Raw genomic sequence first — 22,118 nt, 5'->3', positions numbered from 1 at the left:
GAAGTTTGAATTATTGATAAAAAGGAATGCCAATGAGCTCAAGTATGATCCTTAATGAATCGCTGATTGTAAGTGGCCGAGATATCCCACTAAAAGAATTGTTGTATGCGAAGCGTGTACTTGATAATTACATGGCAGTGGCAAAAGAAAGTAGCCCGTTAGAACTGCTAACCGAAATGAAGTCTGCGGCAAAACAAGTAGAGTACTTCACCACCGATGATAACCCTTGCGAAGCGCGTAACGTCATCAGCAGCATGATTGATGAAATTGACAGTGCTGAGACGTTTGATGCATTTAAAACGCTGGCAGGGAAACCTTCTCAAGCACTTAACGAACTGATTGAGGATCGTGCTCAGCTGATCAAGCACGAGCGTGAATTGCTGTTGGCTTCTGGCTACGACGCGTCTCGCATCTGATCCCTAGCAATTGCCCCAACGACAAGCAGTTCTAGCGAAACATCGCGCATAAAAAAGGAGCTCATTGAGCTCCTTTATTGTTTCTAAATCTTTGAAGATCTTAATCGCTCTATGCTTTGATGCTACAGCCCCATGTCTTCAGTGATTTCTTTAATCTGTTTCAAGTCCATCTTGTGAACTTCGATGAGCTGGTCAACTTGGCTGAGTCGTGAATTCGCTTCATCGTGTTTGTCACAGGCGTCAGATTTCACATCCCAAGACTTACCTTCTAAGAAAACATCACACTCTTTCTTCAGCGTTTCGATTTTCGGTAACAGCGCTTGGCGTTCTTTCTCTAGTGACTCAAGCTCTTGGGAGATTTGCAGTTCTTTACGGAACACTTCACGTGAACGTTCAAACATGGTCGCTTGCATGTCTGCTTGGCGGTTAAGTTTGTCGTTCTCGCTCTTGGTCGTGTTCAACGTTGCTTTCTGTTCTTTCACTTGAGACTCAAGAGATAAGTTCACCTTCTCCACTTCAGTCAGTTGCTCTTGAAGTGCTTTAAGTTCCGCTTTGTGCGCTTCTTCTTTCTCTGCCAACAGTGTCGCGACTTTAGCGTCGATTTCTTTATCTAAGCCCGCTTCACGTGTTTTTACTTGAGAGACCAAGTTCGTTTTGTCTTGTGCCAGTGCTTGGTACTTTTCTTCCAGCACTTGATAGGTCGACTCCCACTTGCTTGCTGTCATTGCAGAACCAGCCAAACCACCGAACGCTAAACCTAACACGGCCGCAATCGCGATATAAATGTGAGTACGCTTATCACGCTCCTCAATGACAACTACTTCGTCTTGGTCTTCAATATTATTTTGAGAAGTCACCGTATCTTACTCCAAGGACTCTACTGGTTTGCTAGCGAGTGAGTTCCGCAATCATGATTGACGCGGTATAAATTAAGAATGCGCCGATCAAGGTAATCACGGTCGCCTTTTGGACTTTTTCATTGGTACGATAACGAAATAGCACAAACGCTACTCCAATCAATACCGCTATGGCTAACAATCTGGTCATACCGTCTCCTTGTCCAATAATAAGAACTTATCCGATTCCATAGACAGTTGCGCAAGGAATCATTGTAACCTATTTCTACGTAGCTTACGGTCAACTTAGCGTAGATTTTGAAGCGATTGCTCCCGTTTTGATCAATTTTCTGTTCTAAACTGAACAACTTATCACCAGACTAGAGAACTCTCATCAAATCCTACCATTGGTCTCTCCCCTTCCATACATACCAAGAATGACCAACATAGAGAGTTATTTGTTCAATTAATCAGCAAGTCTATGAAACTAAGACAACAAAACCTGCATAATGTGTTGAAAATAAATCTTCATTTGGGTGTTGAAATGGTAACAAAACATGATAGAGTTCACACGTTAATGGTGACCAGCATCATTAACTAACCTTTACTCATTTGATTGAGTAAATGTTCCGATGAAGACTGCAGGAGAGTGGTTATTAACCAAATTTTAACATTTGGTTAGAGTAACTCGCCGAAGAATTAACTATTTCAGGTGCTACCTTGGTAGCGGGGACTGTAGTTGGAGGAACCTCTGGAGAGAACCGTTAAATCGGTCGCCGAAGGAGCAAGTCCTGCACATGTGTGCGGGGTGAAACTCTCAGGCAAAAGGACAGAGGAGTGGAAAGTAACAACCTAACTATTTGGCGTTCCCGCCTTATTTTGAATAGCATGGCTATTCGAGATCTTTGATCTCGTCCTTTCCCTCTTCTCCTTATTAGTTGTTTTATTAAGGGGAAATCATGAACGACCTACAATCTTTACTTCAAACCATTGATAACTTTGTCTGGGGTCCACCACTGCTGCTTTTGCTCGTGGGTACCGGTGTTTACTTCACTTTTAGCCTAGGCTTGATCCAATTTAAACACCTACCAACTGCGTTAGCGATGGTATTCAGTAAAGATAAGTCATCTGATAAACAGGGTGACGTTTCTAGTTTTGCAGCGCTATGTACTGCGCTGTCTGCAACCATTGGTACAGGTAACATCGTTGGTGTTGCTACCGCAATCAAACTTGGTGGCCCTGGTGCCCTATTCTGGATGTGGCTTGCTGCCCTATTCGGTATGGCAACCAAATACGCTGAGTGTCTTCTTGCGGTGAAATACCGTCGTGTTGACGACAAAGGCCAAATGATTGGTGGTCCTATGTACTACCTACAATATGGTGTTGGCTCGAAAGCGCTGGCTATCATGTTCGCGGTATTTGCATTGGGCGTTGCCTGTTTTGGTATCGGTACCTTCCCACAAGTGAATGCGATTCTTGATGCAAGCGAGATTTCTCTTGGTGTAAACCGTGAGCTGTCGGCTTTCATCCTGACACTGCTAGTGGCATTCGTTACATTGGGTGGTATCAAGTCGATTGCGAGCGTAGCAGGTAAAGTGGTTCCAGCAATGGCGCTATTTTATGTGTTGGCGTGCTTGAGTGTGATCATCATGAACGCGGACCAATTGCTAAACGCAGTTGAGTTGGTGTTGGTGTCTGCATTCACTTCAACCGCAGCAACCGGTGGTTTCTTGGGTGCAAGCATTATGCTGGCAATCCAATCTGGTATCGCACGTGGTGTATTCTCAAACGAATCAGGTTTGGGTAGTGCGCCAATGGCAGCCGCAGCAGCGAAAACGGATTCTTGTGTTAAACAAGGTCTGATTTCAATGACGGGTACCTTCTTCGATACCATCATCATTTGTACCATGACAGGTCTTGCTTTGATCCTTACGGGTGCATGGCAAAGTGACCTTGCTGGTGCGGCGATGACAACACACGCATTTGCCGTTGGTTTGAACGCAGAGACATTAGGCCCAATGCTGGTGTCTATCGGTCTTATGTTCTTCGCGTTTACCACCATTCTTGGTTGGAACTACTACGGTGAGCGTTGTGTTGTGTTCCTATTCGGTACCAAAGCTGTGCTTCCATACAAACTGATTTTCGTTGGTTTGGTAGCATCTGGCGCATTCCTTCACCTCGATATGATTTGGCTACTGGCTGATATCGTAAACGGTCTGATGGCAATTCCTAACCTGATTGGTTTGATTGCTTTGCGCCATGTAGTGTTGGAAGAGACAAAACTGTTCTTCAAGCCGTCATCTCAATCGGATGATTTTGATGCAGTGAAAGCATAATCCAAGCTAGAAACTTTAAGCCCGCTGACTCAGCGGGCTTTTTTATATCTTCCCTTTCTTGTAATCCCTTTCATTCTATTTAGCTCTTCACTTTTTATTTTCCACTCGGCTAATAACCCTCACCAAGTTATCAAATAATTAAACTTATAATGACATGTGTGACAATATTAAATTAAATGTCAGCATCACTGTTATTTAGTAAATCCTAAACCATATTATTGCTGTGTGATTATTTTGGTTCTTTCATTGAAGCTATATCACTAAATGAAAGATTAACATGGCACAAAGTTGATGTTTTACTATGATTATGGTTTCTTCTATCAATAGGTAGCTAACTATTAAAACCATCAAAATAAAAGTGACCTAATTTTAATCTTTATTCATATAACAGAGATGAGTGGTTTCTTTCTACTCGTCTCTTTCGGTTTATAATAAAAACAAAAATAATCGTATGATCTTATATAACCCTATTAAAAACACGCTTTCTAACAGCAATAAAACGGTAAAAATTGGGTATCGTGAATCACAAATCCTCACTTTGCTTCTCGAACATTCCCCCGCAGTTGTTGAAAAGCGAGACATTGTGCAATTTGCGTGGGGGAACGAATACATTGGTGAAACTTCGTTGGCGAAGAGCATTAGTGTACTCAGGCAGACCTTTACCAAAGTGGGAATGAAAGAGTCCCCTATCGTTACTGTCCCTAAGGTCGGGTATCGTTTAGTTGAAGGCGTCTTGTTGAACGAATGCCTTGTCGCTGCGACTCCACCAGATGAAAAAGCACAACAGAAATCAGTGCAGCAGCCAACACCAACACTGCCAAACAAACATGAAACCAACTATAAAAACTTAGCGTGCTATATCGTTTCATTGGGCATTCTATTTGCGGCCAGTCTAGTAAGTGCGAGTAAGTTTCATAGCAAATACAGTCACCCTCAACGCAACAAAGCCTTAAATGAACACACTATCGGGACACTAGAGGTTTACACCGATCCCAATACGCAGTTATCAACGCACCTCGAACAGTTACTGGCTCAACATCAGTGTCATTGCGTGGTTTATATCGAGGAAAACGAGCAGTTCTCTGAGTTGTCTTGGTTGAATAAGCACACGCGAAAATCCATCAATGTGTTCTATACGGCAGGTCAGTTCGAACAAGCCTCTCAAGCGATCGGTCAGTTCATTGCGGAGGAAAGCTAATGAAGGCGTATATTGCCGTCGCACTCTCTTGCGTGGTCTTTTTCGGCGCTTGGAAGCTACCTTGCTATCACGATACCGAAGATAAACGCTATCACCACAGTGTGGTCGATATTCTCCCCCATGAGCACACTGTTCGGATTGATGGCTTAACCCGGGTCAATCACCGCGTTGTTACTCATATCGCTTCGTTACAAGACGAATCAATGTCGAACCCCATCATCCTTAGCTTTAAGGGTAAATCGCGCCCTTATTCAGATACGAGCTTGTCAGTCTCGGGCAAAATGAACCTGTTATCGGTGCAAGAAATTCGCCCTGCTTTAAATGATTCGTTTCTTTCGCCCTATCTCGTGCTAAACGATGACCCTATCTATTTTGATATCGAAGTACTGCTTCAAACTGAAACCTTCTCTCTTATCCGAGATAAACAAACTGGCCGCACTAAACTGTTGGCTAAGCGATAAGCTTTTCGCTTGAAAAAAAACTCTAGATATTCGCCTTGTAATGAGTGATTTTTATTCGCTTAACAGTCACGCATTACAAGGCTTCACTTCCTATTACTTCATTTATTTCTAATTAAGTATGAGTAAATTTAATTATTACTAATATTTAAGTCTGCACTATTCAATTTAAAAAACATCTTGATTAGATTCCACTTATATAAATTGAGGTCTAAGTTTCGTTAAAATCGTATAAATCAATTCCCAATTTATTCTGACAACATTCAGCTTCGTCATTGAGTAAATATTCTACGTTGATCCTTCATGAATATACCCACCTTTTATTGCACTTATTTTCCAAAGGCAATCGATTTCATTAGTTGAAAATGACAGATGCAATAATACAACCCACTGATTCGTTAAAGTAATAATATTTCAACTATTTTCAGTACTATCAATCTTATCAGCATGGAACAGTAAACCTGTCCTCGAGGATCGGGGCACATAAAACAAATAAAAATACAGCCATGAGGGAACGTTCATGCGAAACATCAACATTAGTTTATTGTCCGCCGCCATCCTGTCTACATTCGCAAGTGGTGTAAATGCAAAGATATATCCAGACCAAATCGTCTTCGACCAGTTAGGTGAAGATGTCTGTCGCACCGGTTATCGTCCACTTGATCGATATGAAGCTGAAGAGCAAAAAAGTGCCCTACTTGCTCGTATGGGTCAATGGCAGATCACGGGCCTCAAAGGTGATTGGGTGATAATGGGACCGGGTTATCATGGATTAATCAAACGTGATACTCCGAATGGCAAAACCTTCTGTTACCCAGACGAAGCACAATCAGAAATCCCGAACTACCCAGCCCGAGCGATTCCAGAAGGCGATGAAATCGATGTTCAATATGAGTTAGTCACCGATCGCTCTGCCTTTGTTCGCCCATTAAGTTATCTTGCGCATAATCTTGGTTACGCATGGGTTGGCGGCAACAATAGCCAATACGTGGGTGAAGACATGAAAGTTGACCGCGTGGGCGATCGCTGGGTGATTCAAGGTAACAACAGTGGCTCTTGCAGTGGTTACCGTTGTGGTGAAAAAACCAAAATCACCGTCGACAACTTTACCTACACACTAAACGATAAAAACTTCTGGCATGGTGATGTGGTTGAATCGGATCGCGAGCTTGTTAAAACCATCACTGCCATGGCGAGAAACTACAGTAACACGCCGCAGCAAATCGTAGTGGATTTGAAACTGGACGAGTCTACCAACTGGTCGAAGACCAACAGCTACGGCTTTGCCCAGCAAGTGAAGACAGAAAACGAGTTCAAATGGCCATTGGTTGGGAATACCAAGCTGAGTATTACGCTTGAAGCAAATCAAAGTTTCTCAAACTCAAACGGCGCATCCACCAGCGAGCAAGTCACACTGCAAGCTCGCCCAATGGTGCCTGCGAACTCTGGGCTACCAGTGCGTGTTGAGTTGTACCGCTCTACCATCTCTTACCCATATCGATTCAATGCCGACGTTAGCTATGACGTGAACTTCTACGGATTCCTTCGTTGGGGCGGCAACGCATGGCATACACACCCTGACAATCGTCCATACCGAAGCCACACCTTTACCATGGGACGCGGCAGCGATAAATTGGAGGATATTCGTTACCAATGGGATCACCGCTACATTCCGGGTGAAGTGAAATGGTGGGATTGGAGTTGGGCAATCAAAGAAGCAGGATTGAGTAGTATGCAATACGCCACTGGCGCGAGCTTAAGACCTTTCTACTCTTACGTATCCGGTGATTTTTATGCAGAGTCTCAATACGCAGGCACCATTGAAATTGGCCAAGCGAGTCCACTTGGAATCAGCACTCGCTCAGCGAACGATTTGCCGCAAGGTAACACTCAGCGTGTGGGCGATGTGGAAGTTACCACCAACTTTGATGCTAATGAGCTAAGCGCACTTGGGTTTGAAGGTGCAGAGATGACCGTTCAGGCAGCAAACTAACCCTCAATAATAATTACAACGAATCACCAACAACTTGCCCGCGACTCCCCATCGCGGGCTTTTTTACTCATTTCAGAACACTCTTTGCTTTGAGCACTGATGAAATAAGGGAAAACGAGCTTCAGAATAAGCATTAGCAAGGAATGATTTTATGGGATGCTAACCAATTAAGTTAACAATTTGTACATAATGCCCTGATTTAGTAATTTGGGGAAAACAGTTTGCTGCCGCTTGTAAAACAACGCCAAACCAGTATCGCTTACTCAAAAGCGAAAAAGATCATCGTCTTAAATCTCAAAGGTGGTGTGGGAAAGTCGACTTTCTCTGCCAGTTTGGCCAGCAAACTCATCGGAAATGGACATACGGTAGAATTGATAGATTTCGATAAACAGCAATCTACCAACCGTTGGGCCGATGGCATCGATGCACTACCGAATCAGAGCTATAATCCTTCCCTTCGCAGTTTGTCTAATATCGCTGTCACGCTTAAGGTCAGTAATGCGACAGACTATGTGGTGATCGACTCCCCAGCAAACTTCTCAGAGAGCGACTTAGTGCGTTACCTTAGATACGTCGATTACATAGTCATACCAATGCAACCGTCACCCATCGATTTGCACGCGTCGTTGCCATTCATCAACACGCTGATCGAGAAACACATCTTTAAGTCTCGCCAAATCAAAATTGGTTTTGTCATCAATCGATGTGTCCATCAAGACGAACGGCTCGATCGCGTTATGCGTCTTTTGCGCTTCTTCCGCCAGTTCAAAACACTAGGCATCATGAGCGAGTCCGAAGTGTATCAACAACCTTTCATGGACAAAGAACTAGTCGATGCAAGGAACGTCGACCCAATCCTGTGGGATAACGTGATTAAGTGGTTAGAGTAACAAGCTTCATCACTATCTAGCACTCAACCTCCAGACAAATAAAAAGAGACAAGCACCAACGCTTGTCTCTTTTTGTTTTATTCAAAGTTTAATCTGAAGCCTAATCTCGCAACCATTGGTGCTCTTCACCATCACCTTGCTTATTAAAGAAAGAAGAGTGTTGCTGCTTGAACTGATCCGCTTTTATCTCTGAAATCGGCCATTGACTAAAGTCTTCACGAATGAAGTCATCCTCAATACCAAACTCTAGGCTTCTTAGCTTGCTGCCAACAAAGCGATAGATGTAGCTCTCTCCCGAATCTTCACAAAGCATCGGGACATGAGACATAGGTTGACCATTAACTGATACAGATACCCATTTGCTGCTCTCAGGCCTACACGCTTCTTGGTTAACCACATCAATCTCAAATTTGTTGTCTAGTGTGGTTCCGACAAACACTGCGGTTGACTCTTTTAAGTAAACGCGGCGTAACAACCGCTGTTTAGTATCTTGCGTGCGCGTGGCTTGGATGCCATTGGAAAACGGCTCAAAGTAAGCCCAGTGCCAATCCCACCTCATTCCTTTCTCGGCGAAGTTCAACTGGGGAACCGTCTTCCATGCGACGATCCCGAGCAAAACGACGATGAAAAGTACTAAAGCGATGACAATTCGAATAAGAACACGCATTAGGCTGGCTTTTCTACAAGTAGTTTAATACCAAGCGCCACAAGCACAGCACCCGTTGCCCCTTCCATCCACTTCATGAAGCTCGCGTTTTTCAAGAGTGTTTTTGCTGAGTTCAAGGCACCAGCCAATCCACATTGCCATACCATCGCAATAATAAAGTGGATTGAAGCCATCAGCATTGATTGCAACAACGGAGAACCTTCCGGGTTAACAAACTGAGGCAAGAAAGCGAGATAAAACACGGCGGTTTTTGGGTTCAATACATTAGAAAGGAAACCTTCGCGGAATGAGCGTTTGCCACTGTAAGCTTGATGCGCTTGTTCAGAAACCGCAATACCGCCATTTGTCTTCATCAGTGCACGTAGGCTGCTCAATCCAAGCCAAATTAGGTAAGCAGCGCCCACCATTTTCACCATTTGGAACAGTTCAGCAGATTGAGCAAGAACGGCAGAAATACCCACAGCAGAAAACAGCGCATGAACAAATAGCCCGAAACAGATCCCCAAGCTGGTTGTACAACCATCTTTTAGACCTGCGCGGCTTGTATTGCGAATCACCAATGCGGTGTCCAATCCCGGCGTGAGCGTCAAAATCGTAATGGCAATAAGAAATGCCTCAAAATTTAAAATATCCATATTCTTTTAATAAGTTGTTGTGTATCACCCATCAATACCGTCAATCCGCTTGATTCGCAAGCAACTTTTGCGGTGTGCTATACAAGTGACTGAATTTGTGCACAATAGACCTGCATTATTTGTTAATAAATAGTAAATTAGACACACTTCTCTATCGGCATTGTCTTGATGCTGCCTTTTTCTCTGCATCGGTGTCGAGAGATACGAACGTACGTTCAAGGACCCCATTTGGGGCGTTTAAGGAAAGAACATAACAAAGAGTAGTCACATGAGCGCATTTCAAAAACTCGTCGAACATTCAAAAAAAGTCTCTAACTTTGGTCACCTATCTGCAATCGTAGGTTGGGATCAAGCTGCCGTCATGCCATCAGGTGGTGCAGAAGCTCGCTCTAACGCGATGGCTGAACTAGAGGTGCATATGCACTCTCTTATGACTCAACCTCATTTAGGTGACCTGTTTGCACAAGCAGAAGAAGAGTCATTATCAACGCAAGATCAAGCCGTGCTGCGTGAAATGAAACGCGATTGGCAACAAGCAAACCTGCTGCCTGAATCTTTGGTGCAAGCACAGTCATTAGCTGGCTCTAAATGTGAGCATGCTTGGCGTACCCAACGTGGCAATGACGATTGGGCCGGCTTCGAAAAGAACTGGGCTGAAGTGGTTAAGCTTTCTCAAGAAGAAGCTCAAATTCGCGCAGAAGCGGCTGGCACGTCACCTTACGACGCAATGCTAGAACTGTACGAACCAGGCACAACGTCCGCGTCTCTAGACGTGCTATTTGCGGATGTGAAAACCTGGTTACCATCAATGATTGATGAAGCCATCGAAAAGCAAAAAGCCAATAACATCCTGCTTCCGAACGGTCATTACCCTGCTGAAAAGCAAAAAGCACTGGGTCTGGAAGTCATGAAGCTGCTGCAATTCGACTTTGAACACGGCCGTCTTGATGAAAGTGTTCACCCATTCTGTGGTGGCGTTCCTACCGACGTTCGTATTACCACCCGTTACGATGAAAAAGAATTCGTGCAATCATTGATGGGCATCGTGCATGAAACAGGTCACGCGCGTTATGAGCAAGGCCTGCCAAAATCGTTAGCAGGCACAATGGCTGGCGAAGCTCGCTCAATGGGCATCCACGAATCGCAATCTCTGTTCTTCGAGATGCAGGTGGGCCGCAGCCAAGCATTTGTTGAGCACCTTGCTCGTCTGGCTTCTAACCACTTTGAAGGTCCGGAGTTTGCTCAAGACAACTTGTCGAAAATCTACACGCACGTTGAAAAAGGTTTCATCCGTGTTGACGCTGACGAACTGACATACCCTGCTCACGTTATCCTACGTTACGAGATTGAACGCGACCTCATGAACGGCGTGATCAAGCACACTGACGTTCCAGAGCTTTGGAATGAAAAGATGAAGGCTTACTTAGGTCTGTCAACAGAAGGTAACTTTAAGAACGGTTGTATGCAAGACATCCACTGGACAGATGGCGCTTTTGGTTACTTCCCATCATACACGCTTGGCGCTATGTACGCGGCGCAGTTTATGGCAGCGATGCAGAAAACCGTAGACGTAGATGGCGCGATTCGCTCTGGCGATCTGTCGCCAATCTTTACTTGGTTGTCAGACAACATCTGGAGCAAAGGCAGCTTGTTCTCGACCGATGATTTGGTGACGCAGGCAACAGGTGAAGTGTTAAACGCGAAGCACTTCAAAGCGCATCTAGAAAGCCGATACTTGGGTAAATAACTTTCGCCAAGTCATCACACGAAAAAAGGCTGGTTTAATACCAGCCTTTTTATTTGCGCTAGAGTCTACTCAAAGCGCTCAGAAGCTTATAATTAAGCTAGATTACGTTTCACCGTACTCTTCATGTTTTGCATGAAGTTTCTGAAGTGTGGCATGAAATCAGCGAATAACGGATGCTTGCGATCTTTCATCATCACAGGACCAAGCAGACGAAGAGCAACACCAACGCGTGTCGCATCTACAGGTTCTAGTCCGCTGCCCTGACCGATCTTATCTACGATATTCAACATGTCTTCGCGATCTTGGACTTCAAAGCTCAAGCTTTTTGCTTCACGGCCTTCTTCTACGTTTACTTCTTCGATAGTAATGCGGTAGTGGTTGTCTTTTCTCATCTCATTTCTCCAATCAATATTCACTCGCTTTTTAGAAAGCGTTCAATCTTTGGTTTGATGGTCATGGATGTAATGGTCATCAACACCATTGCTACAGGTAACGCAGCGAAAAGTCCTTTTAACCAAGCAGTTCCAAATACGGATACGTCCTCAAACCCTATGTTGTTAGCGGCGGTGATAAATGCCATGACGGATTCCATAATCAGCGCCATAAAGACACCAACCACAAGGTTCTTCTGCTTTTCACTGGCTCGGCTAAATAGTTTGCCAACCAGTTTGCTCATTAGCGTCATCATCACCATACCCGTTGGCATAAGGACGACAATCGCCATCAAGAATGAGCGCAACCAATCGCTGAAGAAAGAATCGGAATAGCCTACGTTCATGTAAGTCATTACGCCTGTCAGTGTCCCTCCCATGAGTGTCATCATCCCTAATACAACAGCAATTTTATGAATAAGTGGCGTCTTCGCCGGTTGTGTCAGTTCATTCGACATGGTCAAGGACTCTGTCATTCAATTCTCGCTCTTGAAGTTACTCTCAATCAAGTTGATAATGTCAACTATAGTTATTTAGTTGACAATGTCAACCACTTTTATTTGGAGTGTTACATGTCGAATCCAAAATCACTGGATAATCTGTTCCATCTTGTGCACGTTTTAAAGCGTCAATTGCACGAGCAAATTGAACAACTAGAACTCCCTATCGCGCCTATGCATGTGCGGGTGATAAAAATCATTAGCAAACAGTCACCATGTACGGCAATGGATGTGGTGAACTTCTTAAACCGAGATAAAGCACAAGTCACACGCTTAATTAAGACATTGATTGAAGAAGGCTTTATTGAGAAGAGACCAAATCCAGAAGATAAACGCAGCCAGTGTTTGTTGACCACCGAGAAAGGCAATGAGGTGTTGGCGAAGATCAAAGCCGTCGATGCGGAGATCTTTCAAAAGATGACGTTAAATGTGTCTGAGGAAGAGCTAGAAGCGTTCCAACTTGTCGCTGGGAAACTGGCAGAAAACCTGTCGAAAAAGCCAAGCTAAAAAACGGCAATCATTTAGAAATCAGTTCAGCCATTATGGATTACTGGCTGAACTGATGTATAGAAAGCGCTAGCAAACTACTTCTTCTAGCGCGTGATAAACGAACTTCCCATCAACCGTTTTGCTTTCCATTAAAGCGATTGAGTAAACAGGGAGTGGTAAAGGTGACATCTCAATAGTATCAAGTGGTGCTTGTTTATCGACGTGGCGAGCAAGTGTGATGTGAGGAACATAGGCACGTGACTCCGTCACAAAGCCATGCAGTTCTAATGCTTCTATGAGTTCGTTTTGCAGTGTTGTAACCGCTAAATTATCTTTAATCCCTAACCAAGCCAGTTGCCTGCCACTTTGGCGAAATGAACCTAGGTGATCGACCGTAATCTGCTCACAACGGCAGCTAAGTTGATGAAGAATATCAATAAGACGCTGCGTTTCTTTTTCTGTCGATTCACCGATAAAAGCCAACGTGATATGAAAATTATCTTCGCAAGTGTAGCGCCCTGCTATCTCTTGCTGTTGAAGCTTGTCTTGAATCTGCTTGAGTTGTGACTTACTGCGTTGATCAAACGTCAGTGCGAAAAATAATCTCATCTAAATGCTCCTACAACCACTCTAAACCTTCATAAGGCTGATGCTTTATGCTCTCTAATCGCGAGTACAAATCACCACTGTGGATTTCTAGTTTGTGCCCATCAGGATCTAGAAGATACAGCGAATCCCCTTCACTCTTGTTCTCTTTCCATTGAGCAATATCGAACTGAATAAGCTTGTGAGAAAAGTCCGTGAAGTCTTGCTGTGAGATAGAAAAAGCGATGTGGGAGTAGTCACTCTTTTCGTCTGGCTTATCGACCGATAGACAAAGCCATAGATCACCCAAAGAAAGATACGCGCCTTGTTTCCACTTCACGTGTCCCTTAAAACCGAGCGCGTTGATATAGAAATCGAGCGAGCGTTCTAAATCACTCACCGCTATCGTAATGTGGTTCAATCCTGTCAGCATGGTTCATCCTTGGTCATCAAACGTCGCTATTGTGGCAAACAATCAATCAATCAATCAATCAATCAATCAGAAATGAATCGACAGATAAAATAAAGCCCAGAACATATGTCTGGGCTCGTAGGTTACATCGCAGGTACAAGTTGGGGTTTATATAAACAACATTCCCCATCCGGACGAGTTTTAAAGCGACGATGCAGCCACATGTACTGCCCAGGGCATGCCATGATCGACTTCTCGACAACCTTGTTTACGAACGCTGCCGCTTGGTCTGGGTCGTATTTTGGAAAGCCTTCAACTGGCGCACTAATGGTTAAAGTGTATTGCCCATTGCTTTCACGAACCATAGTAAATGGCACAATGGCACAATCCGTAGCATCCACCAGCAAACTGGTTCCCGTTGTTGTACAGGCCCGCTTTACCGCAAACAAAGGCGCGAACGTAGATCGACGTGTTCCATAGTCATGATCCGGTGCGTACCAAACACGCTGGCCTGTCTTCAGTGCTTCCAACATGCCCTTTACGTTTTTGCGATCAATCAAAGTACGATTCGAGCGAGAACGTCCTTTGTATTGGAAGTAGTCAAAACATGGGTTGTTGTTTGGGCGGTAAACACCAGAACCCGACTTTTGGATCCCAAATGCTCGCGCACCAAGTTCTAGATTCATGGAATGCACCGCTAACATCAGAACACCTTTGCCTTGTTGTTCTAACGCTTCGATATGTTCCATCCCTTCGATGTTGACATGTTTGCTGACACGTTTGTCTGACCAAAACCAAGCCATCGCGGTTTCAAACAGTGCGATACCCGCGTTATCGATGTTTTCTTTTATTATCGCCTCACGCTCTTGGTCGCTCATGTCTGGAAAACACAGCTCTAAATTACGTTTGATCGTGACTTGCCGTTTTTTCATTAATCGCATCGCAATGCGACCAATTCCGCTTCCTAGCGCGAGTTGTACACGAAATGGAAGGAGGCTAAGAAGGTACATGATGCTAATAATGATCAATGTACCCCAGTAGCGAGGTGCCAAAAATTCTGCCTTGAATTTTGGTGCTTTGTGCTTATTCATGAGTGTGTCATCAGACGAATTCGTCTATAAAAATCCTTAAAAACAACGATAAATACGAAAAGTTATTATCATTGACTGTGCTTATTAAAAACTAAAGCGCGCGGAGTGTAGGCCTCTTTGATACGCTACACAATAAGAACTTTCGGAGATTGCGGGCGACTTTATCAAATCTAAGAGAAATGCCGTGATTTTCGTCGAATTGTAATAAAAATGCGGCTTACTATACTGACAGCAAACGGTAATTCCACCGCAGCGAGTAATTGCGTTTCGAGATATGAATGTTGAAAGAGTGAGCGTCCCGAGAGTGGCCCTCTCGGCTATCGCCCAATAAAAGGAAAAAGGGAGCGAAAAGGCTCCCTTGTTGAGTCAGTTTTTAAGTACGCTTTGTTCCAATAAACCACTTTCCACCAGATCAGTAAGAATGACTTTAGTTTTGTCTCTGAACAGATCGCGCAACAATCTTACGGTTGGCGTAATTGATTGTCTGCTCGGACAAATCAGCCACAGTTCCGTTGGTGTTGGTTTGTATTCACTCATGACATTCACTACATTGCCTTTAAGCAAATCTTGCGACATATCCAAACACGATTTGATAGCCAAGCCCTTTCCTGAGACACACCAACGTCGGACTAAATCGCCGTCATTGGAAGCTCGATTGCCTTTGAGTTTGACCTTGTGTTCACTATCACCGTCATTGAATCCCCAAACATCCTGCAACGTATCGTGGAGTTGATACAACAAACCATTATGTTCGATTAAGTCTTGTGGGTGCTTAGGCGTTCCATGTTCCGCAAGATATTCTGGTGTTGCGCATAATAACCTTGGCACATTGCAGATTTTAAACCCATACATGCTGGAATCTGTCGGTGCACCGTAACGCAGTGCCATATCGACAGAGTCTCGATAGAAGTCCACGTTGCTATCACTGATGTTGCTTCTCAGCGTCACCTGCGGATAACTGTCCATAAACTCATCGAGCCAAGGAGTAACTATGTTTCGTCCTAAATCGGAAGAAAGCGCGATTCGCACTTCCCCATCAATAATGTCGAGATCTTCACGCATGTTCTGTTTCGCGTGTTCTAACAGTTCGAGTGCTTTCTCACACTGAGGAAGATAACGCTCACCCGCACTGGATAAACGCAAATGGCGCGTGGTTCGCACAAACAACTCAGCCCCTAAAGAAGCTTCGACTCTTTTTACCGCCGCGCTGGCCGTGGCGGTTCTCATATCTAATGCGGTCGCGGCTCCTGTAATGCTACGAAACTCAGCGACTTTGAGCACTACTTGAAGATCTTCAAGCAACATATTATCTAATCCTATTTGATAACCTCTTGATGATTATAAAGCTTTAGAGAAGATAAGCATGTTTGAAATCTCACATTCAAAAAACGACAAAGGGAGCACTTGGCTCCCTTTAGATTAAATCTCTAACCATGCTCTTGGTATATCAGGACAGAAAACACTTACCGCAGAAGTCGCAACTGTTTATCGATTTTATAAGAGAGAAAAAGTCTTATATCGAAGCGTTTTTATCCGGTCAAAACTGACGATGACGTCGCACTCTAATCGTTTGTTTTTCAACACATGCGGGTGTAAAGTCTCGCCATAATAGCTATGAGATATTCTCTTTAATTGGAACAAGTATGAACTTCGATACCTTGTTGGCGTTTGGCGGCATCGTTTTCTTTCTCGCCGTGATACCCGGCCCTAACGCTTTGCTGATTTTGTTTACAGCCCTGACGCAGAGTCGCCGCTTTGCGATAGCCAATATCCTTGGCGTGGCGCTAGGCTTTCTGATCCATGCGTTTGTATCGGCGAAAGGTTTGAGCCTGCTGCTTTCTCAGTCCGCATTAGCATTTAATATTCTAAAGTGGATGGGCGTCGCTTACTTGGTATGGCTGGGAATCAATAACTTGAAAAGTGGCCTTAAGCTGGCAGACCAAAAGCTAAAGCTCGACCGCAAGATAGAAGAGCAGACGCTGAAACAAGCTTTTGCGAAAGGATTACTAACCAATCTGCTGAACCCAAAAATCGTGTTGTTTTACCTGTCGATCTTCCCTCAGTTTGTGCAACCTGAACACATTCTGGAGCAAAGCATGATGTTGGGTGCACTACAGGCAAGCATCGTCGCGAGTTGGTTTTTGTTTGTGATCTTCTTTGCCACCAAAGTGAAAGCACTGCTCACTTCTTCCAAAACCAGTAAGTGGCTGAACTACGTGAGTGGTGGGCTGTTTATCTTCTTTGGTATTGGGTTAGCTAACACCCGTTTTTAGCACCCAATGACAGACACAAAAACACGCTCTAGGGCGTGTTTTTTAATACTGCTCTATTAGCCAAAAACCGCGGCCAATACTAAGATCCCGACAAATAGCACCGCCACCAATCCCAGCAAATAAGAGAGTTTTCCGGTGCCACCTTTTGGCGCTTGATTACAACATCCCATGGTTTTCTCCACTTTCTAAATCACTCTAACTGCCCTCAATCTAGACCTTCCCCCAAGGTTAGAGTCAAACAATGGCGTATTTCGACCAAATTTCTAGGATTCTGGTAATAAATAATTCGCTATAAACACATTTATTAATATGCATTTTTTAACGCAATCTTGCGTTTTTTGACCAGAGCAAACGTTTAAATTGATTACGATTAAACCACTGAGATTTCGGTTCATTTTTGAGTAAATACATACCATTTTTGGCTATATACCGGCAGATTCGTGCAGCCCTACAATACGCCCGTCTTACTTGTAGCACGCGGGTTCTCCGTCCGAGACGCGTGGCTCAATAATTAAAGGTATCGAATGAGCAATATCGCCAAATCCGCCGTCAAACTCAGTGTCTTTTCTGTCATCATGATTACGGTTACTTCCGTCGACAGCATAAGGAACATTCCGGGTGCCGCCTTATTTGGTAGTCACGCCATCTCTTTCTTCTTACTGGCAGGTCTTTGCTTCTTCGTCCCTACGGCATTAGTGTGTGCAGAATTGAGTACCACCTACCCGCAACAAGGCGGTGTGTATTTGTGGGGTAAAGAGACGTTAGGTCCAAACTTTGGCTTTGCGACCGTGTGGTATCAGTATGCTGAGAACATCGTGTACTACCCACCTCTCATCTCGTTTATCGTCGCAACCGGTGCGTATCCCTTCTTTCCAGAACTGGCTCAGAACAACATATTCATGTTGATCATGATTAACGTGATTTTCTGGGCGCTGACGTTGGTGAACATCTTTGGTCTGCGTTTGTCTTCGCTCATTACCAATGTGTTCGGTACGCTTGGGCTTATCTTCCCTATCCTGCTGATCATCGGCTTAGGCGGTTACTGGGCCTACACCAACCCAAGTGAATCGCATATTTCACTTCGTCATGCATCCGACTGGTTACCTGATTTCTCACAAGATGGCATTGGTGCTGGCTTTACCGCGGTTGTGCTTTCTCTAACAGGGCTTGAGATAACTACCTCTTACGCGAGTGAAGTCGATAACCCGCAAAAGACTTATCCAAAAGCTCTGATCGCTTCAACCGTATTGATTCTGGTTTCTCTAACCGCGTGTTCGCTTTCGATCTCTTCCGTAGTATCGAGCGATCATTCAAGCTTGAGCGAAGGGGTTATTCTAGCGTTCAAAGCGTTCTTCGATGATTTGAACATGTCATTTATGCTGCCAGTTATCGCGCTTGCGATTGTGTTTGGCAGCTTAGCGAGCCTGAATAACTGGATCATTGCACCAACTAAGAGCTTACATGTCGCTGCGAAAGACCATTTCATGCCACTGACATTATCAAAAGAGAACAAGAACCAAGCGCCAGTTCCACTTCTGTTGCTGCAAGGCGCGATTGTAAGTGTGCTTTCTTTGGTGTTCATCTTGGTGCCAAACGTGAACCAAGGCATGTGGCTGTTGAATATTCTGATGACTCAACTCTACATGGTGATGTACATCTGTATCTTTGTCAGCTTCTTGGTCTCACGCCGTAAACACGCCGATATTCAGCGTCCGTTCCGCGTGCCTGGTGGCAAGTTCGGTATGATGCTAGTGGCGACGCTAGGCTTGGTTAGCTGTCTGGTGACCATCTTCGTTTCATTCGATGTGCCAGCAGGTATCAGCGCTCAAACAGGCGCATCTGCTTTGATTCTTGGCTTTATCGCCTTTAGTTTGCCAGCGATTGGTGCCGTAATGTACCGAAATCGTAAGCGTCGCCGAGAAGGCCAATTGATTGAGGCGATGGCGAATTAATCGCATCCATGTTTCTTTACATAGCCAAAGAGTGTTTCTTCAGATAGCAAAAAGCCGCGAACTATTCGCGGCTTTTTGTTGGTAAATCTATGGATTAGTGACCGACGGTCTTAGACAACAAGTTCACAATCATAACGCCAGTAAGAATGAAACCAATACCAACGAGCGCAGCAAGGTCGAGTTTTTGTCCGTATAAGAAGTAACCGACAGCAGCCACAAGTACAATCCCCGCGCCGCTCCAGATCGCATATACAATACCAACTGGCATGCTTTTTACGGTCACAGACAGTAGGAAGAAAGCAATACCATAACCGATGATAACCACGGTGCTCGGCATCAATTTAGTAAACTGCTCTGTCTTTGGAATAGAAGAAGTCGCAATCACCTCACACACGATAGCAATAGACAGCGCAACCAGTGGAGGCATAGAAACAAGCATTTTGAACATAAGGCAAACAACGCTCAATTAACCTGAACTCGATGACATAACGAATCTCTGAGCGGCGCATTATAATCAAAATCCGTCAGTACGCTAAAAAAAGTGATGCAACTCACATTTACACCAGCGTAATAATCGCAGTTAAAAGTCGGTTTCTTCCAAATTGATCACGCAGGCAGACGCGTCATTTCTGGCTGTGAGTAACGAATCTGGGTCCGCATACACAATGTTGTCCAGCCCCAATTTTTGCATATCATCAATGTGATACATCCAAGCTGCGTTGCTGGTATCACAACCTGCTTTGTGTAATTTTTCACGTTTGTTCAAGTGTCCAAACATGGTGATCTTTGGATTTACCGCCACCAACGCAAAAAAGGCTTCTTCATGCTGACGCCATAAACTCAAGGATTGATGCCATTGTTCGAGTTCTTGTTGATCAAAACCATCGGTGTCCCACTCATCTTGCATCGCGCCACCAAACCAAAGCACTTCTGAGCCTTTCATAACCAAAGTACTCGGTGCCGCTGTTAGAACATAGTTCGCACAAGCAGAAGCGCACGTTCCATTGACGATTAAATGAACCTGATTGTTGTAAACCCAGCGTCCTAGTTCCATCGCTGGTCGATACTCGCCTGAGTCGCTGTCTATCATCAAGGCAACAACACCATGCGGTTGAACGTTGGCAAGCTCGATGGCTTCTCGCACGCTCTCCGCGGTTATTTCGCCATTAAAGTAAAGTGTTCGCCCTTCCATGTAGATATCATCAGATAAACTGCACGCTGATAACCCAGTGAGCGTGAGTGCACCTAGCCACTTTCGCATATCCCTCTCCATGATCTTCATTCCAAAACTCGACATCCAACTTCAAATGAGTATTGAACAAGTTGAATAAAAACGACGGAGAAAGTGGCACATTTTTGACCAACGTCAAAATATGCACATAGTTACCTATAAGTTATTATCTTTTAGCTAATTGTGATTTAAATTGCACTAACGTAAGGGGGATGAAAGATATCAAGAACTTAGCTCGGATGATTCCCAAACCATAATGATGGTCTGAACTCCGTTGTGTGAAGCGTTATGCAGAGGACGGAAACCGTATTTCAGATACAAGGCTTCATTATGCGGCTCGCATTGCAGAAACAATTTTGGAATGCCAAGTTGAAACACGTGATTTTGTGCACGAACGACCAGCGCAGCAGCATAACCTTTACCGCGTGATGAGGCATCGACGTAGACGCCACCTAGCCAGTGCTCATACTCAGGGAAATGAATGTTCTCTCGGATCTTGAGTTCAGCGACTGCTACAAGGTCATTGTTTTCATCATGAACCACAAATGAAAGTGGAAATGCATGGCGGCTATTGGCTTTGAGTAAAACCTTCTCGCGAACTTGAGCGGGCGTCACACCAGGAACAGTGTAAGCCCACTCATCAAAGTACCATTGTGCAATAAGATCAGACTCATGGGGGAAGTCAGCGAGAAAGTGAATTTGGAATGCCCTTTCTGCCACTATTAATAGCCACCATCTGCACTATCGACCACAGTCGCTTCATTGCCAACATCCGCTTTAGCATGGTTAAAATGATGCTGCTGTGAAAGCTCAAAGTAGATATGCATATCAATCGGTTCTGGTGTGTTGAGAAGCATTTTACCAACCTCACGCTGGAAGTGGCCGTAATTACCAAGCTCCTCTGTCAAACCTAACTGCTCATAGCTCGCCAAGCTGGTGAACATGCCGTAAGCATATTGATAACGCGTCGTGTCTTCCAACTTATCGTGCCCAAGTTCGGCCAACGCTTTGTCGACTTCGTCTGGCAGATAAACGTCCTTATCGCCAAACTCCCTAAGCAAGACGTTAGGAACTTGATGTGCAATGCTCTGAATGGTCTCTTTTCTTTTAAACATACCGAACATAATGTCCTCCACTGACGATGATTTTCCATACAACGTATTTAAGTACGTGCTGGCGAGCCAATTAGTGTCTTTATTGGTATTAAGGCTCAAAATTTATACTAACTCGATCTCATAATTCTCTTCAAACGCTACCGTATTCGTTACACAAAAATGTACTCAGAAATCTTGCCGCAATCACAATTGCAGAGCGTCAGTTTGAGTCGATAATTCATACCAATTGAGCAATAACCCCTAATCAATTTGGATTTTCAATGGAATCTAAAAAGTGTTTCGATTCCGCTCTCTCTTATCGAAATGACCAGACTGCATTAAGCTAAATTTCATCGGCTAACGTGCAATCAAGGAGCATACCGTGACTTACTATTCAGTATTAGATGTAACCCCTACAGCCCAAGACTGGGTACCTGCTTATGTCAGCGTCTCGAACGCACTGGTGGAAAAACACGGTGGCAAGTACATCGCACGAACCAACGTGCACGAACGACTAGAAGGCAACGGTGAAGCACCGGCACTTCGCATCATTATCGAATGGCCTTCTCGCCAAGCAGCACTCGACTTTATGAATGACCCAGAGTATGTACCTCACCTAAACGCTAGAACCGCAGGTTCAATCAGTAATCACTACTTGATCGAAGGTAATGACCAACTGGCATAAGACACATAAAAAAAAGCCCAGCGAACGCTGGGCTTTTTCCGGTTTATATCAACAAGGTGAGTTTTCACTGCATCAACAGAAATAGTTTCAATATCATTATATTATTCCTGCTATCACCTTTTAATAAACCACCTACACTAACTGACGTGTTAATGAATGATGCATAATGTATGATTCTCAATCATCAAAATAGCTCCAA

Annotated in this window: 25 protein-coding genes and 1 riboswitch; of the genes, 11 read left to right on the top strand and 14 right to left on the bottom strand. The window is 44.3% G+C overall.

What is annotated here, in order from left to right; translation table 11 throughout:
- The first annotated feature begins 32 nt into the window (after window positions 1-32).
- Window positions 33-416 carry a hypothetical protein gene (locus KJB05_RS08610; RefSeq protein WP_009704311.1) on the top strand — a complete coding sequence of 128 codons (384 nt, stop codon included), beginning with the start codon at window positions 33-35 and terminating at the stop codon, window positions 414-416.
- A gap of 122 nt (window positions 417-538) precedes the next feature.
- On the opposite strand, the gene KJB05_RS08605 is transcribed toward KJB05_RS08610, so the two are convergent.
- Together KJB05_RS08605 and KJB05_RS08600 are read right to left on the bottom strand one after the other, a co-directional pair.
- Complete coding sequence (locus tag KJB05_RS08605) at window positions 539-1,273, bottom strand: chromosome segregation ATPase (protein WP_005443528.1); 735 nt, start codon at window positions 1,271-1,273, stop codon at window positions 539-541.
- A gap of 31 nt (window positions 1,274-1,304) precedes the next feature.
- Window positions 1,305-1,463 carry a hypothetical protein gene (locus KJB05_RS08600; protein WP_005434065.1) on the bottom strand — a complete coding sequence of 53 codons (159 nt, stop codon included), beginning with the start codon at window positions 1,461-1,463 and terminating at the stop codon, window positions 1,305-1,307.
- A gap of 530 nt (window positions 1,464-1,993) precedes the next feature.
- Window positions 1,994-2,095, top strand: a riboswitch (glycine riboswitch).
- 116 nt (window positions 2,096-2,211) lie between these two features.
- Here KJB05_RS08600 and KJB05_RS08595 point away from each other — a divergent pair.
- The 5 genes from KJB05_RS08595 (at window position 2,212) to KJB05_RS08575 (ending at window position 8,127) form a co-directional block, all read left to right on the top strand.
- The gene (locus KJB05_RS08595; RefSeq protein ID WP_005446084.1) at window positions 2,212-3,588 is read left to right on the top strand and encodes a sodium:alanine symporter family protein; all 1,377 of its coding nucleotides are present in this window, start codon (window positions 2,212-2,214) and stop codon (window positions 3,586-3,588) included.
- 451 nt (window positions 3,589-4,039) lie between these two features.
- Complete coding sequence (locus tag KJB05_RS08590) at window positions 4,040-4,786, top strand: winged helix-turn-helix domain-containing protein (RefSeq protein ID WP_208444414.1); 747 nt, start codon at window positions 4,040-4,042, stop codon at window positions 4,784-4,786.
- Window positions 4,786-5,247 (top strand): hypothetical protein, encoded by a 462-nt coding sequence (locus tag KJB05_RS08585; RefSeq protein ID WP_208444415.1) that lies wholly within the window; start codon window positions 4,786-4,788, stop codon window positions 5,245-5,247. The genes KJB05_RS08590 and KJB05_RS08585 overlap by 1 nt, the downstream gene beginning before the upstream one ends.
- A 517-nt stretch (window positions 5,248-5,764) precedes the next feature.
- Window positions 5,765-7,237 carry an aerolysin family beta-barrel pore-forming toxin gene (locus KJB05_RS08580; RefSeq protein WP_208444416.1) on the top strand — a complete coding sequence of 491 codons (1,473 nt, stop codon included), beginning with the start codon at window positions 5,765-5,767 and terminating at the stop codon, window positions 7,235-7,237.
- 221 nt (window positions 7,238-7,458) lie between these two features.
- Entirely contained in the window at window positions 7,459-8,127 is a 669-nt protein-coding gene (locus KJB05_RS08575) for a ParA family protein (protein WP_009704307.1), read from the top strand.
- Between the two features lie 100 nt (window positions 8,128-8,227).
- Here KJB05_RS08575 and KJB05_RS08570 read toward each other — a convergent pair whose 3' ends face one another.
- Together KJB05_RS08570 and KJB05_RS08565 are read right to left on the bottom strand one after the other, a co-directional pair.
- Window positions 8,228-8,794 carry a threonine transporter RhtB gene (locus KJB05_RS08570; RefSeq protein ID WP_208444417.1) on the bottom strand — a complete coding sequence of 189 codons (567 nt, stop codon included), beginning with the start codon at window positions 8,792-8,794 and terminating at the stop codon, window positions 8,228-8,230.
- Window positions 8,794-9,429 (bottom strand): LysE family translocator, encoded by a 636-nt coding sequence (locus tag KJB05_RS08565; protein ID WP_045481827.1) that lies wholly within the window; start codon window positions 9,427-9,429, stop codon window positions 8,794-8,796. The genes KJB05_RS08570 and KJB05_RS08565 overlap by 1 nt, the downstream gene beginning before the upstream one ends.
- A gap of 268 nt (window positions 9,430-9,697) precedes the next feature.
- On the opposite strand from KJB05_RS08565, the gene KJB05_RS08560 reads away from it, so the two are divergent.
- Entirely contained in the window at window positions 9,698-11,176 is a 1,479-nt protein-coding gene (locus tag KJB05_RS08560) for a carboxypeptidase M32 (RefSeq protein ID WP_208444418.1), read from the top strand.
- Window positions 11,177-11,268: 92 nt separating this feature from the next.
- Here KJB05_RS08560 and KJB05_RS08555 read toward each other — a convergent pair whose 3' ends face one another.
- Together KJB05_RS08555 and KJB05_RS08550 are read right to left on the bottom strand one after the other, a co-directional pair.
- Window positions 11,269-11,568 (bottom strand): DUF3861 domain-containing protein, encoded by a 300-nt coding sequence (locus KJB05_RS08555; protein ID WP_208444419.1) that lies wholly within the window; start codon window positions 11,566-11,568, stop codon window positions 11,269-11,271.
- A gap of 20 nt (window positions 11,569-11,588) precedes the next feature.
- On the bottom strand, window positions 11,589-12,083 hold the full coding sequence (locus KJB05_RS08550) for a DUF2798 domain-containing protein (protein WP_208444420.1): 495 nt from the start codon (window positions 12,081-12,083) through the stop codon (window positions 11,589-11,591).
- A 96-nt stretch (window positions 12,084-12,179) separates the two neighbouring features.
- On the opposite strand from KJB05_RS08550, the gene KJB05_RS08545 reads away from it, so the two are divergent.
- The gene (locus tag KJB05_RS08545) at window positions 12,180-12,614 is read left to right on the top strand and encodes a MarR family transcriptional regulator (RefSeq protein ID WP_041059872.1); all 435 of its coding nucleotides are present in this window, start codon (window positions 12,180-12,182) and stop codon (window positions 12,612-12,614) included.
- 69 nt (window positions 12,615-12,683) lie between these two features.
- Here KJB05_RS08545 and thpR read toward each other — a convergent pair whose 3' ends face one another.
- The 4 genes from thpR to KJB05_RS08525 all read right to left on the bottom strand — a co-directional run bounded on the left by thpR (window position 12,684) and on the right by KJB05_RS08525 (window position 15,989).
- Entirely contained in the window at window positions 12,684-13,205 is a 522-nt protein-coding gene (thpR, locus tag KJB05_RS08540) for an RNA 2',3'-cyclic phosphodiesterase (RefSeq protein ID WP_208444421.1), read from the bottom strand.
- Between the two features lie 10 nt (window positions 13,206-13,215).
- On the bottom strand, window positions 13,216-13,614 hold the full coding sequence (gene fos / locus KJB05_RS08535; protein WP_208444422.1) for a fosfomycin resistance glutathione transferase: 399 nt from the start codon (window positions 13,612-13,614) through the stop codon (window positions 13,216-13,218).
- Window positions 13,615-13,736: 122 nt separating this feature from the next.
- A complete protein-coding gene (locus KJB05_RS08530; protein WP_208444423.1) occupies window positions 13,737-14,684 on the bottom strand; it encodes an LpxL/LpxP family Kdo(2)-lipid IV(A) lauroyl/palmitoleoyl acyltransferase in 948 nt (315 codons plus the stop codon).
- Window positions 14,685-15,050: 366 nt separating this feature from the next.
- Window positions 15,051-15,989: a LysR family transcriptional regulator gene (locus tag KJB05_RS08525; RefSeq protein WP_208444424.1), complete on the bottom strand. Its 939-nt coding sequence runs from the start codon at window positions 15,987-15,989 to the stop codon at window positions 15,051-15,053.
- Between the two features lie 338 nt (window positions 15,990-16,327).
- Between KJB05_RS08525 and KJB05_RS08520 the strand changes: the two genes are divergently transcribed.
- Together KJB05_RS08520 and KJB05_RS08515 are read left to right on the top strand one after the other, a co-directional pair.
- Window positions 16,328-16,957, top strand: coding sequence for a LysE family translocator (locus tag KJB05_RS08520; protein ID WP_020197651.1), 630 nt, complete (start codon window positions 16,328-16,330; stop codon window positions 16,955-16,957).
- Window positions 16,958-17,481: 524 nt separating this feature from the next.
- Complete coding sequence (locus KJB05_RS08515; protein ID WP_045481789.1) at window positions 17,482-18,909, top strand: APC family permease; 1,428 nt, start codon at window positions 17,482-17,484, stop codon at window positions 18,907-18,909.
- Window positions 18,910-19,003: 94 nt separating this feature from the next.
- Here KJB05_RS08515 and KJB05_RS08510 read toward each other — a convergent pair whose 3' ends face one another.
- The 4 genes from KJB05_RS08510 to KJB05_RS08495 all read right to left on the bottom strand — a co-directional run bounded on the left by KJB05_RS08510 (window position 19,004) and on the right by KJB05_RS08495 (window position 21,264).
- Complete coding sequence (locus tag KJB05_RS08510) at window positions 19,004-19,357, bottom strand: multidrug efflux SMR transporter (RefSeq protein WP_009704286.1); 354 nt, start codon at window positions 19,355-19,357, stop codon at window positions 19,004-19,006.
- A 132-nt stretch (window positions 19,358-19,489) separates the two neighbouring features.
- Window positions 19,490-20,170, bottom strand: coding sequence for a hypothetical protein (locus tag KJB05_RS08505; RefSeq protein WP_080642196.1), 681 nt, complete (start codon window positions 20,168-20,170; stop codon window positions 19,490-19,492).
- Between the two features lie 192 nt (window positions 20,171-20,362).
- Complete coding sequence (locus tag KJB05_RS08500) at window positions 20,363-20,860, bottom strand: GNAT family N-acetyltransferase (protein WP_039989251.1); 498 nt, start codon at window positions 20,858-20,860, stop codon at window positions 20,363-20,365.
- A 2-nt stretch (window positions 20,861-20,862) separates the two neighbouring features.
- Window positions 20,863-21,264 carry a hypothetical protein gene (locus KJB05_RS08495; protein WP_208444425.1) on the bottom strand — a complete coding sequence of 134 codons (402 nt, stop codon included), beginning with the start codon at window positions 21,262-21,264 and terminating at the stop codon, window positions 20,863-20,865.
- Between the two features lie 352 nt (window positions 21,265-21,616).
- Here KJB05_RS08495 and KJB05_RS08490 point away from each other — a divergent pair, with 352 nt between their 5' ends.
- Window positions 21,617-21,919 carry a DUF1330 domain-containing protein gene (locus KJB05_RS08490; protein WP_005442737.1) on the top strand — a complete coding sequence of 101 codons (303 nt, stop codon included), beginning with the start codon at window positions 21,617-21,619 and terminating at the stop codon, window positions 21,917-21,919.
- Window positions 21,920-22,118: the final 199 nt, after the last annotated feature.

It is taken from the genome of Vibrio sp. B1ASS3, from assembly GCF_905175355.1.
Taxonomy (GTDB): Bacteria; Pseudomonadota; Gammaproteobacteria; order Enterobacterales; family Vibrionaceae; genus Vibrio; species Vibrio owensii.
Note: the sequence above shows the minus strand (reverse complement) of the source record. Positions and strands in the feature narration are given on the sequence as shown.

Bases quoted from the DNA above. Each gene is read 5' to 3' on its own strand.
- KJB05_RS08595 (WP_005446084.1), top strand. From the start codon at position 2,212: ATGAACGACCTACAATCTTTACTTCAAACCATTGATAACTTTGTCTGG.
- KJB05_RS08495 (WP_208444425.1), bottom strand. From the start codon at position 21,264: ATGTTCGGTATGTTTAAAAGAAAAGAGACCATTCAGAGCATTGCACAT.
- KJB05_RS08580 (WP_208444416.1), top strand. From the start codon at position 5,765: ATGCGAAACATCAACATTAGTTTATTGTCCGCCGCCATCCTGTCTACA.
- KJB05_RS08585 (WP_208444415.1), top strand. From the start codon at position 4,786: ATGAAGGCGTATATTGCCGTCGCACTCTCTTGCGTGGTCTTTTTCGGC.
- KJB05_RS08560 (WP_208444418.1), top strand. From the start codon at position 9,698: ATGAGCGCATTTCAAAAACTCGTCGAACATTCAAAAAAAGTCTCTAAC.
- KJB05_RS08550 (WP_208444420.1), bottom strand. From the start codon at position 12,083: ATGACAGAGTCCTTGACCATGTCGAATGAACTGACACAACCGGCGAAG.
- KJB05_RS08515 (WP_045481789.1), top strand. From the start codon at position 17,482: ATGAGCAATATCGCCAAATCCGCCGTCAAACTCAGTGTCTTTTCTGTC.
- KJB05_RS08530 (WP_208444423.1), bottom strand. From the start codon at position 14,684: ATGAATAAGCACAAAGCACCAAAATTCAAGGCAGAATTTTTGGCACCT.
- KJB05_RS08565 (WP_045481827.1), bottom strand. From the start codon at position 9,429: ATGGATATTTTAAATTTTGAGGCATTTCTTATTGCCATTACGATTTTG.
- KJB05_RS08570 (WP_208444417.1), bottom strand. From the start codon at position 8,794: ATGCGTGTTCTTATTCGAATTGTCATCGCTTTAGTACTTTTCATCGTC.
- KJB05_RS08520 (WP_020197651.1), top strand. From the start codon at position 16,328: ATGAACTTCGATACCTTGTTGGCGTTTGGCGGCATCGTTTTCTTTCTC.
- KJB05_RS08545 (WP_041059872.1), top strand. From the start codon at position 12,180: ATGTCGAATCCAAAATCACTGGATAATCTGTTCCATCTTGTGCACGTT.
- KJB05_RS08610 (WP_009704311.1), top strand. From the start codon at position 33: ATGAGCTCAAGTATGATCCTTAATGAATCGCTGATTGTAAGTGGCCGA.
- KJB05_RS08555 (WP_208444419.1), bottom strand. From the start codon at position 11,568: ATGAGAAAAGACAACCACTACCGCATTACTATCGAAGAAGTAAACGTA.
- KJB05_RS08600 (WP_005434065.1), bottom strand. From the start codon at position 1,463: ATGACCAGATTGTTAGCCATAGCGGTATTGATTGGAGTAGCGTTTGTG.
- KJB05_RS08510 (WP_009704286.1), bottom strand. From the start codon at position 19,357: ATGTTCAAAATGCTTGTTTCTATGCCTCCACTGGTTGCGCTGTCTATT.
- thpR (WP_208444421.1), bottom strand. From the start codon at position 13,205: ATGAGATTATTTTTCGCACTGACGTTTGATCAACGCAGTAAGTCACAA.
- KJB05_RS08525 (WP_208444424.1), bottom strand. From the start codon at position 15,989: ATGTTGCTTGAAGATCTTCAAGTAGTGCTCAAAGTCGCTGAGTTTCGT.
- KJB05_RS08590 (WP_208444414.1), top strand. From the start codon at position 4,040: ATGATCTTATATAACCCTATTAAAAACACGCTTTCTAACAGCAATAAA.
- fos (WP_208444422.1), bottom strand. From the start codon at position 13,614: ATGCTGACAGGATTGAACCACATTACGATAGCGGTGAGTGATTTAGAA.
- KJB05_RS08505 (WP_080642196.1), bottom strand. From the start codon at position 20,170: ATGCGAAAGTGGCTAGGTGCACTCACGCTCACTGGGTTATCAGCGTGC.